Genomic DNA, 6,465 nt, shown 5'->3' on the forward strand with positions numbered 1-6,465 from the left:
AAGCCTTTTTGCTTATTTATTTTTAGGTTGCTGAAGCGCCTGTATCTGCATCAGTTGCTGCGTGTTCAGCAGGTGCATCGGCACCAGATGCTCCTGAATCTGCATCTGTATGTCCGTGTCCACCGTGACCAGCTGCTGGTGTATTTCCGCCAACCAATCGTTGACCTGTCGTTTCAAGATACCAATCCAACCATGGTTTGAAGTTGAAGATGATTTCATTGATACCAGCATAAGAACCGTCTGGATAGTACATAGCTTGGTAATTGTGAGTGTTGATGATTTCTGGTGGTGTACCTGGAACGATTGTCCGTACATATTCTTGGTTACCGTTACGAAGGGTCCCAATCACCCATTCCACATTTTTCATGCGGGCTGGTGGCAAGGTACCGTGAACGGTCGCCATGCGGTTTCCAACTTGCTCAGGAACACGTTTACCAAGCATTGTGTCTGGGTCTGGATGCTTGTCATTATAGTAGAGGAATTGGTTGTTGTCGTCGGCATATGTCAATTCGAATGGCATAGCTTTCAAGAACATATTGAGCTGGTTGACTGTCAAGAGACCGTTGTCCAATTTGACATAAGCATCCCCTTCGACTGCTCCTACTTGAGCTGCGGCCTTATCCAACCATTGCGGATCATCAGGGTCAATCCCTTTAATTGTGGTAGCAATAGAACCTTGGCAATGCAAGTCTTCCTGTTCAATTGGTCTTGGTTTTTGTAATTTCGAGACAACTTTTACATATTTGATAAAGTTGTCTAAGCAGGTTTCAAGGAATTTCACTGTACCCTCGTTTATAATATTTCCATTGTCATCAAAGGCTTCTTTCGCTTTTCCAAGTAAAAATTCATTTCCTGGCAAGGTATAGGCATTGACACCTGGCGCGTCTAAAATCTTGCGCAAATGAACTTGGGCACGTGACGTACCTTGGTCATAATAAGAAGCGCCGACAATCATCACTGGTTTGTCTTGGAAAGGATGTACGGCAAATGAAAGCCATTCAAGCACGCTCTTCAAGGCTGCTGTAATCGTGTGGTTGTGTTCTGGTGTTGCAATAATCACACCGTCTGCACGGGTAATTTTATTGTAGAGGAGACGGAGTTGGAAAGACTCTTCCCAATTTTCATCCTGATTAAACATTGGAACTTGGTCAATTTCTAACAATTCCAATTCAAATTTGGTTTTGAATTTACGACCGATAAATTGCAAGAGTTTACGGTTGTATGATTCCTCGGCATTTGAGCCTACAATTCCGACAAATTTCATAGTCTTTCTTCCTCCTTACAAGCTTTCCCAGTCAAAGTTTTCAGCTTCTTTGTGCAAAAGATCTTGTGCATTTGACAATTTTCCAGTAATTTTCACAAAGAGACGGAAATCGTCAAAAATAGCTTCCAACTTGCTAATGGTATCTAAATCAACCAACTCACCTTGGCCGTTAAATGCCTGCAAGGCATGAGAAAGTAAAAATTCATCTGGTAAAACAGTCGCCTTGATCTCAGGTGCATTCAAAATTTGACGCAATTGCAATTGTGCACGTGATGAACCAAGAGTTCCGTAAGAGGCACCCGTAATCATTACTGGCTTGTTGAGGAGTGGATAAATGCCGTAAGACAACCAAGCCAAGGCACTCATGAGTACCGCTGGGATAGAATGGTCGTATTCAGGTGTTCCGATAATCACTCCATCTGCGGCGCTGATTTTCGCAGCGATTTCCAAAATAGCTTCTGGAACTTTCTTATCGGCTGGTTTATTGAAAATTGGTAGATCCTTGATCTCAATCACTTCAATATCCGCTTTATCAGAAAAGTGCTGTTGAATATAGTGTAGCAATGTACGATTCGTAGATTTGGCAGAGTTTGTGCCAACCAAAGCAATCAATTTCATAATAGTATCCTTTCCTCCTACATTCGCAGAGTATACATATCATATTACTATTTTTCATTGAAAATGTAAAGGCTTTCTAAAATTTATCCGCCACTCCATCGGTAGAGATTATTTCGTCGTTAACCGTGATAATAATAGCTTCTATGCCTTGTTGTGCATTGACTTCATCATAAATTTCTCGGATAGGACGACCAAACAAGCGCGTAGTCCAAATTTCTCCATCCACTGATTTTTCAGAAACAATGGTCAAGCTAGCCACATCTGTCACAACCGGATAACCTGTCTGACTGTCAAAAATATGGTGGTAGGTTTTCCCCTCATAGATAAATGTTCGCTCGTAGATGCCGGAAGTCACCACCGATTCCTCGCCTATTTTCAAGACAGCAATATTGTTACCGCGCGGCAATTTTGGATGCTGCACACCAATCCGCCACATACCATCAGGGTTGTGCTCTGCTCGTCCAAAGGTCAAGACATTGCCTCCCAAATTGATGAGACCTCTCTCCACACCGACGCGTTTGAGGTGCTCGACGATTTTGTCCGCAATGTAGCCCTTGGCAAGAGCGCCCAAATCAATGGCCATTCCTTCTTTTTTTAAGTAAACTTGACGATATTCTGGCTCTAAAACGATGTCCTCTGGGTTGATAATACGCAACTTGTCCTTGATTGTCGCCTCATCAGGCACCTTGGCATCGTCAAATCCTATTCTCCATGCCTGAACAAGGGGACCAATGGTAATATTGAGGCGACTACCAGCTGCACAACTATGTTCCTTGCCCATTTCAATCACTTCATACAAGTCTGGAGCAACCGGAACTGGCTGGACACCCGCATTAAGGTTAACTTCCATGAGTTCAGAGGTCAGGTCATTTGCTGAAAAGCGGTCTTTGTAAAGATAGAGTAATTCCTCCACTTGATCGAGGACGGGTTCTGGATCCTCATGCCAAATCTTAGTATCAATAAAGGTTCCCATGAGGTAAATACGACGACTAGCCTCTTGCATACCGAACCGCCTCCTTGATTTCTTGGAAAATTTGCTCATTTTCTTCTAATGAGTAGGAATTTGCTCCGCTGGCAAGAGGATGTCCTCCTCCTTCATGATGCTTGGCAATTTCGTTGATGACCACAACTTTGCTACGGAGACGGACACGATAAGAACCATTTTCTTGTTCTACAAAGATTGCCCAAGCTTTTACATCTGCAATGCGCCCTGGCGCACTCACAATAGCAGCTGTTTCTGCATCTGTCACGTTGTATTCTGCCATGATTTGACGCGTCAAGACGACACGAGCCGCACCATTTTCATCTACTTCCATATGATCGTAGACAAAGCCCGTCAACTTAGCAATCTTAACATCCATTTCCTCCATTTTCCGAGAAATCCCCGAAAAATCAATGTCAAATTGACGTAAGAAAGCAGCAACTTCAAAGGTTTTGGTAGTTGTAGCAGGATAGAGGAAGCGCCCTGTGTCTCCTACGATTCCTACATATAAGCACGCAGCAATTTCTTCATCTACAGCCAATCCTTGCTCCATGGCAAAACGGCTAATCAACTCACAAGCAGAGCTAGACTTGGTATCAACCCAGAGTACATCTCCATAGACATCATCATTTGGATGGTGGTCGATTTTAATCAAAAATTCTCCACTAGCATAGCGCTCATCGTCAATACGAGCGGTATTTGCCGTATCCACAACGATGACCAAGGCACCGTCAAAATCGTGATCGGCTACCTCATCCATAGTTCCAATCCATGTCAGGGTTGGCTCTTGAAAACCAGTTGCCAAGACCCTTTTTCCAGGAAAATTCTTTTGAATTAGCCCCTTCAACCCCAGCTGGCTACCAATCGCATCTGGATCTGGACGTTGATGGCGATGAATGATAATGGTTTGGTAGGCTTTTATTTTTTCTAAAATGTGCTCTTGAACTGACATAGTCTCTCCTTTTTCTACTTCCTATTAGTGTAGCATAAAAAATAGGCTTTTGAAAATGTTTAGAATATGATATAATGGCTCTACTATCTACATTTGGAGGAAATTATGGCACTGGCAAAAATTGTCTATGCGAGTATGACCGGCAATACAGAGGAGATTGCGGACATCGTCGCAAGTAAACTGGAAGAACTGGGATTGGAAGTACACAATGACGAATGTACAACTGTGGAAACCGAAGAAATTCTTGATGCCGATATTATCGTAGTTGCAACCTACACCTACTCTTATGGAGGAGATGGGGAATTGCCAGACGAAATCGTTGACTTCTATACAGACTTAGCAGATTTAGACTTAGCTGGCAAAATCTACGGTGTCTGTGGTTCGGGTGATACCTTCTACGATGACTTCTGTAAATCAGTTGATGATTTCGATATCATGTTGGCCTCTCGTGGTGCCACTAAAGGTGCCGAAAATGTCAAAGTCGACTTGGCAGCTGAAGATGAAGACATCGCAAATTTGGAAAAATTCGCCGAAGACTTGGTTGCAAAACTTGGTTAAGCCTAAAGTTGAGAGAAATCTCAACTTTTTTCTTGCAAAAATTTTTGAAAAAGATTATACTTAACTGGTTAATTATAATCAAAGGAGAAATTTATGGCTAAAAAATCAAAAATTGCCCGCCATCAAAAACAACTAAAACTCATTGCACAATATGCTGATCTTCGCCGTGAATTAAAGGAAAAAGGGGATTACGAAGCACTCCGTAAATTGCCAAGAGATTCTAATCCAAATCGTCTCAAAAACCGTGATATGACTGATGGTCGTCCACATGCCTATATGCGTAAATTCGGTGTTAGTCGGATTACCTTCCGCGAATTAGCTCATAAAGGACAGCTTCCGGGTGTCAAAAAAGCAAGTTGGTAGCAATAAGAGGGGTAGAAAAAACCTCTCTTTTTTGCTATACTTATCCAAAAATGGAGGAATTTATGGATTTAAATCTGATTCGAGAAGAAATTGATGCCCTTGACCAAGAGCTGGTCGCCCTATTAGAAAAACGGATGGACTTAGTTACCCAGGTCGTAGCCTATAAAAAAGAAAACGGCAAAACTGTTCTAGATAGTAAGCGGGAAGAAATGGTTCTACAAAAAGTAGCTAACCGTGTACAAAATAGCGACTACACTTCGACGATTCAAGCTACCTTTGCAGACATCATGGCGCAATCACGTCGTTATCAAAGTCAGAAACTCAACCGCCATGAAGACAATTAGACTCACTCTTAAAATCGGACTCATTAGCCTACTGATTGGGATCTCCGTCGGCGCAGTGAATACCCTCTTCGGTCGTACCTTACTGGCTATCGGTGAAATTCGTTCCCACTACTTTCACTATCTAATCCCTTTTCTTGCTCTTGCCGGTGCTACTATCATCTGGGCCTATCACTACTTTGGAAAAGAGCTGCAAAAAGGGATGGGATTGGTCTTACAAGTAGGAAAGGGACAGGCAGAGGATATTCCTAAAAGATTGATTCCGCTCGTTATGGTCTCTACTTGGATAACCCATTTATTTGGTGGTTCTGCAGGACGTGAAGGCGTCGCCATTCAAATTGGGGCCACCATTTCCCATAACTTTGGAAAAAAGTGGCTAACGCTTGAAGACAAGACTTTATTTCTGACAACTGGTATTGCTGCTGGCTTTGCTGGCCTTTTCCAGACACCACTTGCTGCTAGCTTTTTTGCTTTAAAAGTCCTCCACAAAAGAACTCCCTCTTGGCAACAAGTCCTATCTATTTTCATTGCCGCCTTTAGCGCTAGTACCACTTCTCATCTCTTAGGACTAGAAAAATTCACTCACCACATCGGTCCACAAATCCTAACAGGAAAAGAATGGTTGGGTCTACTAGTGGCTGGTTTAACTTATGGTTTAATCGGTAATAGCTTCGCCCTGTTACTTAAGAAAAGCAAAGTAGGTATTGCGAATCCCTACCAGAGAATCATCTTTGGTAGTCTCATCCTATCTATCATTTTCTTTATTGCTCACCAAGGGCGCTACTCTGGGCTAGGAACCAATCTGATTGAAGCCAGTCTAACAGGACAAGTGATCTACAATTACGATTGGCTTTTGAAAATAGTACTGACAGTAGCAACCTTATCCATTGGTTTCCAAGGTGGTGAAGTGACTCCACTTTTTGCCATTGGAGCCAGCAGTGGTATTGTCTTAGCAAATCTACTAGGCTTACCGCTCGAACTAACAGCTGCATTAGGCTACGCTTCCGTTTTTGCTGCCGCCACCAATACATGGCTAGCACCGATTCTCATCGGCTGTGAAGTTTTTGGATTTACAAATCTACCGGCCTTCCTATTGGTTACTAGTCTGGCAACCTTAATTTATAGAAAAATTTCAATTTATCAGTAAGAAAAATTGTCCTAAATGGACTTTTTCTTCAAGCTGTTTTTGCTCTTAGAAAAAAGAAAAACTCCTGAAATACGATAAAATAAACGTTTCAAGAGTTAGTTAAATCATGGTAATTAAATAATTTACACCTTCTAAAAATAGAGTTTGTCTACGTTCTGAAACAAGTCTACATATTTTCTAAACTTGTTTTTTTATTATTATTCAAATACCTCTTCATACTCTCCATACCAAGCAGTGCCC

General features: G+C 42.1%; 8 protein-coding genes. 4 read left to right on the top strand and 4 right to left on the bottom strand.

What is annotated here, in order from left to right:
- Positions 1 to 22 precede the first annotated feature (22 nt).
- From ACHUFA_RS05530 to ACHUFA_RS05545, 4 genes are all read right to left on the bottom strand, one after another.
- On the bottom strand, positions 23 to 1,264 hold the full coding sequence (locus tag ACHUFA_RS05530) for an NAD(P)H-dependent oxidoreductase (protein ID WP_394405132.1): 1,242 nt from the start codon (positions 1,262 to 1,264) through the stop codon (positions 23 to 25).
- Positions 1,265 to 1,279: 15 nt separating this feature from the next.
- Entirely contained in the window at positions 1,280 to 1,882 is a 603-nt protein-coding gene (locus tag ACHUFA_RS05535; protein WP_222347963.1) for an NADPH-dependent FMN reductase, read from the bottom strand.
- Between the two features lie 76 nt (positions 1,883 to 1,958).
- Positions 1,959 to 2,885 (bottom strand): FAD:protein FMN transferase, encoded by a 927-nt coding sequence (locus tag ACHUFA_RS05540; protein WP_394405133.1) that lies wholly within the window; start codon positions 2,883 to 2,885, stop codon positions 1,959 to 1,961.
- The gene (locus ACHUFA_RS05545) at positions 2,872 to 3,816 is read right to left on the bottom strand and encodes a DHH family phosphoesterase (protein WP_394405134.1); all 945 of its coding nucleotides are present in this window, start codon (positions 3,814 to 3,816) and stop codon (positions 2,872 to 2,874) included. The genes ACHUFA_RS05540 and ACHUFA_RS05545 overlap by 14 nt, the downstream gene beginning before the upstream one ends.
- A gap of 105 nt (positions 3,817 to 3,921) precedes the next feature.
- Between ACHUFA_RS05545 and ACHUFA_RS05550 the strand changes: the two genes are divergently transcribed.
- The 4 genes from ACHUFA_RS05550 (at position 3,922) to ACHUFA_RS05565 (ending at position 6,225) form a co-directional block, all read left to right on the top strand.
- Positions 3,922 to 4,374: a flavodoxin gene (locus ACHUFA_RS05550; protein ID WP_222347968.1), complete on the top strand. Its 453-nt coding sequence runs from the start codon at positions 3,922 to 3,924 to the stop codon at positions 4,372 to 4,374.
- A 93-nt stretch (positions 4,375 to 4,467) separates the two neighbouring features.
- The gene (gene rpsN, locus ACHUFA_RS05555) at positions 4,468 to 4,737 is read left to right on the top strand and encodes a 30S ribosomal protein S14 (RefSeq protein WP_222347970.1); all 270 of its coding nucleotides are present in this window, start codon (positions 4,468 to 4,470) and stop codon (positions 4,735 to 4,737) included.
- A gap of 62 nt (positions 4,738 to 4,799) precedes the next feature.
- Positions 4,800 to 5,081: a chorismate mutase gene (locus tag ACHUFA_RS05560; RefSeq protein ID WP_394405135.1), complete on the top strand. Its 282-nt coding sequence runs from the start codon at positions 4,800 to 4,802 to the stop codon at positions 5,079 to 5,081.
- Positions 5,068 to 6,225, top strand: a complete 1,158-nt coding sequence (locus ACHUFA_RS05565; protein WP_394405136.1) for a chloride channel protein — start codon at positions 5,068 to 5,070, stop codon at positions 6,223 to 6,225. The genes ACHUFA_RS05560 and ACHUFA_RS05565 overlap by 14 nt, the downstream gene beginning before the upstream one ends.
- Positions 6,226 to 6,465: the final 240 nt, after the last annotated feature.

Origin of the sequence: Streptococcus hepaticus, from assembly GCF_043656315.1 — a bacterium.
Lineage (GTDB): Bacteria > Bacillota > Bacilli > Lactobacillales > Streptococcaceae > Streptococcus > Streptococcus hepaticus.

Bases quoted from the DNA above. Each gene is read 5' to 3' on its own strand.
- ACHUFA_RS05565 (WP_394405136.1), top strand. From the start codon at position 5,068: ATGAAGACAATTAGACTCACTCTTAAAATCGGACTCATTAGCCTACTG.
- ACHUFA_RS05535 (WP_222347963.1), bottom strand. From the start codon at position 1,882: ATGAAATTGATTGCTTTGGTTGGCACAAACTCTGCCAAATCTACGAAT.
- ACHUFA_RS05545 (WP_394405134.1), bottom strand. From the start codon at position 3,816: ATGTCAGTTCAAGAGCACATTTTAGAAAAAATAAAAGCCTACCAAACC.
- ACHUFA_RS05530 (WP_394405132.1), bottom strand. From the start codon at position 1,264: ATGAAATTTGTCGGAATTGTAGGCTCAAATGCCGAGGAATCATACAAC.
- ACHUFA_RS05540 (WP_394405133.1), bottom strand. From the start codon at position 2,885: ATGCAAGAGGCTAGTCGTCGTATTTACCTCATGGGAACCTTTATTGAT.
- ACHUFA_RS05550 (WP_222347968.1), top strand. From the start codon at position 3,922: ATGGCACTGGCAAAAATTGTCTATGCGAGTATGACCGGCAATACAGAG.
- rpsN (WP_222347970.1), top strand. From the start codon at position 4,468: ATGGCTAAAAAATCAAAAATTGCCCGCCATCAAAAACAACTAAAACTC.
- ACHUFA_RS05560 (WP_394405135.1), top strand. From the start codon at position 4,800: ATGGATTTAAATCTGATTCGAGAAGAAATTGATGCCCTTGACCAAGAG.